4 protein-coding genes are annotated in these 2,869 nt (G+C 66.7%); all 4 read right to left on the bottom strand.

The features are described from left to right. Positions 1 to 182: hypothetical protein (locus IV091_RS11355; RefSeq protein ID WP_293468732.1), on the bottom strand; the 182-nt coding region annotated here is incomplete at its 3' end. Positions 183 to 197: 15 nt separating this feature from the next. After that, positions 198 to 974, bottom strand: a complete 777-nt coding sequence (gene otsB / locus IV091_RS11350) for a trehalose-phosphatase (RefSeq protein ID WP_293468730.1) — start codon at positions 972 to 974, stop codon at positions 198 to 200. A gap of 67 nt (positions 975 to 1,041) precedes the next feature. Next, a complete protein-coding gene (locus IV091_RS11345; protein WP_293468728.1) occupies positions 1,042 to 2,322 on the bottom strand; it encodes a multifunctional CCA addition/repair protein in 1,281 nt (426 codons plus the stop codon). Positions 2,323 to 2,347: 25 nt separating this feature from the next. Further along, a partial coding sequence (locus IV091_RS11340) for a glutathione S-transferase (RefSeq protein WP_293468726.1) occupies positions 2,348 to 2,869 on the bottom strand: 522 nt, incomplete at its 5' end.

Here is a 2,869-nt window from a genome sequence, read left to right as displayed (position 1 = left end):
GCCTGGCCAGGCGCCAGCAGGGCGTTGAACACCGGGTCGCCGTCAAAGCGTGGCAGGCAGCACCAGACGATGCGTCCGCGCGCATCGATCAAGGCGCTGAACGCGCAGTTGCCGATCACCCCCATGGCGAGTGATGGTTCGGCCGGGGGCGCAAAGCGCGAGGTGTCACTGGCAACCGTCATGGGGCGTCCTGTTCATCAGTTTTTGGGGTGTCTGGCGCCGGGCTGGCAGGCCAGGCGTAGCCATTGCCGCAGCGCGGCAGGCGACGGGCAGCGGTGCTGGGCCAGGGTGCGGCCTTCCCCCACCTTGATGCCCTGGCCGCCCAACCGCTGCACGGCTGAAAATCCGGCTTCGTCGGTCGTGTCGTCGCCCGCAAACAGCGGTAGACGTCCGGCAAAAGGCGCGGTGGCCATGAAGGCGTCTATCGCCGTGCCTTTGCTGATGCCGGCGGGCTTGACCTCAAACACCGATTTGCCGCGCAGCAACTCCAGCCCGGGCGTGCCCTGGGCCGCATCCTGCATCACCTGCAGGGCCAGTGTCTCCAGTGCGGGTGCATGGCGGTAGTGCAGGGCGACCGCGGCTGACTTGACTTCAACGCGCAGGCCGGCGTGGCGCGCCGCCAGCGCCGTGGCCAGGCGCACCACCGCCTGCAAATCGGGCGACGCCAGGCAGATCGCCTCGCCCCCAGCCGCGCGGTGCCGGGCGCCATGCTCGGCGGCAGACGGCAGCCGCAAGGGCGCCAGAAAGCCGTCCAGGTCGGCCAGCCTGCGCCCCGACACGATGGCCAGCGCGCCGTTCAGTTGCGCCGCCAGTTGCGCCAGCACGGGAATCAAATCAGCGGTGACTTGCACCGCTTCGGGCTGCGGCGCCAGGTCGGCCAGCGTGCCGTCAAAGTCCAGAAAAAGTGCGGTTTGCGGACCTATGCAGGGCAGGGGCGGTGAAGCGAAGGAAGGAAGCGGCAGTGGCAGTGGCATAGGCGACCCACCTTAACAAGCCTGCCCGGAAATGGCTGTAGGCCGGAGTCGATGATTGCCGGCCGATTCACCCCGCTTGCGCTGGCTCAAAGCAGCCGCTGTGCCGCACCGCCGCCACCCGCGCCTGGTGAATCGATTCGCCAATTTGCGGGCCTGTTTTCCCCGCCGCCATGACCTCGGCCGCAACCTGGTCGGTGGCCACGGCCTGGGCTGCGGCCAGCGCCTGCAGCAGCCACGGGCGCTGCGGGTAGGGCGACTGGTCCAGCCCGAGCCTGCCGCGTGCGTCGCATTCGCAGGCCAGCAAAATATCGGCAAAGCGCTGCGGCTTGCGGAACGCGTCGCAGCGCTCCAGCAGCCGCACCACGGCAGCCGGGCTGAAGTCGCTGCTGCGGTGAATGTTGCCGTGCTCGCGCGCCACCACGTCGGCGATTTCGCGGCAATCGGTGGGCACGCGCAGCCGCGCGCACAGGCCCTTTAACAGGCGTGCGCTGCGCTCCTCGTGGCCCACATGCCTGGGCAGCATGTCAGCCGGTGTCGTGCCTTTGCCCAGGTCGTGGCCCAGGCAGGCAAAGCGCACTGGCAAGGGGGCCTGCAGCTGCGCCGCCATGTCCAGCACCATCATCAGGTGAATGCCGGTGTCGACTTCGGGGTGGTAGTCGGCGCGCTGGGCTACACCCCACAGCCTGGCCACTTCAGGCAGCAGCTTGTGCAGGGCGCCGCATGTGCGCAGTACCTCGAACATGCGGGAAGGCGTGGCTTCCATCAGGCCGCGCGCCAGTTCCTGCCAGACGCGTTCGGGCACCAGCGCATCGACTTCGCCATCGGCCACCATCTCCTCCATCAGCGCCTCCGTTTCGGGGGCCACTGAAAAATCAGGAAACCGGGCTGCAAAGCGTGCCAGCCGCAGGATGCGCACCGGGTCTTCACGGAACGCATCGGTGACATGGCGGAGCACCTTGTGCTGAAGATCCTGCTGTCCGCCAAAGGGATCAATCAGCGCCGAAAAATCAGGCTCAAAAAGGTCATTGGCCCCATCGGTACGGGCAGGAGCTGCTATTGCATTCATCGTCAAGTCGCGCCGCGCCAGGTCTTGCTCCAGCGTCACGTCGGGCGCGGAATGCACGACAAAGCCGCGGTAGCCGCGCGCCGTGTTGCGCTCGGTGCGCGCCAGCGCGTATTCCTCATGGCTGTGCGGGTGCAAAAACACCGGAAAGTCCCGGCCCACTGGCAGATAGCCCTGGGCCATCAGTTCCTCGGGCGTGGCGCCCACCACCACCCAGTCGTGGTCCGCTACTTCCAGTCCCAGCAATTTGTCGCGCACCGCGCCGCCCACCATGTAAATTTCCATGCGGGCAGTTTAGCCAAACGCTGCTTCAGGCGGGTTTGAGCCGGTAAGGTTCTTCAAATTCGCGGAAGTCGTTTTCAGCCAGCGCGCCGGCTATCCAGGCTTTCACGCCTGGCAGGGCACACAGGCGCTCAATGTAGGCCGCAATGTCAGCGGGCACCGGCAGTGCATAGCTTTTCAAGCGCATGCAAACCGGTGCAAAAAATGCGTCGGCAATGCTGAAGTCACCAAACAGCATGGGCCCCTGGTGCGCCGAAAGCAATGCCCGCCACATGGCCACAAGACGCGCCACATCGGTGCGCACGGCGGGCTTGTCGCGCCAGATCAGCTGGCCCACCTCTACCAGGTCGGCTTCAATGTTCATGGGGCAGGCCGCGCGCAGGGCGCCAAAGCCGCTGTGCATTTCGGCGCACACGCTGCGCGCACGGGCCCGTGCAGGCACGCTGGCGGGCCACAGGTGCTTGTCGGGAAAGCGCTCGGCCAGGTACTCGGCAATCGCCAGCGAATCCCAGACCACCAGACCGTCGTCGTCCAGCGCGGGCACCTTGCC

This window comes from Polaromonas sp., assembly GCF_018780625.1.
In the GTDB taxonomy this organism is placed as follows: domain Bacteria; phylum Pseudomonadota; class Gammaproteobacteria; order Burkholderiales; family Burkholderiaceae_C; genus Polaromonas.
The sequence above is the reverse complement of the archived record's forward strand: the minus strand, read 5'-3'. Positions and strand labels throughout refer to the sequence as shown.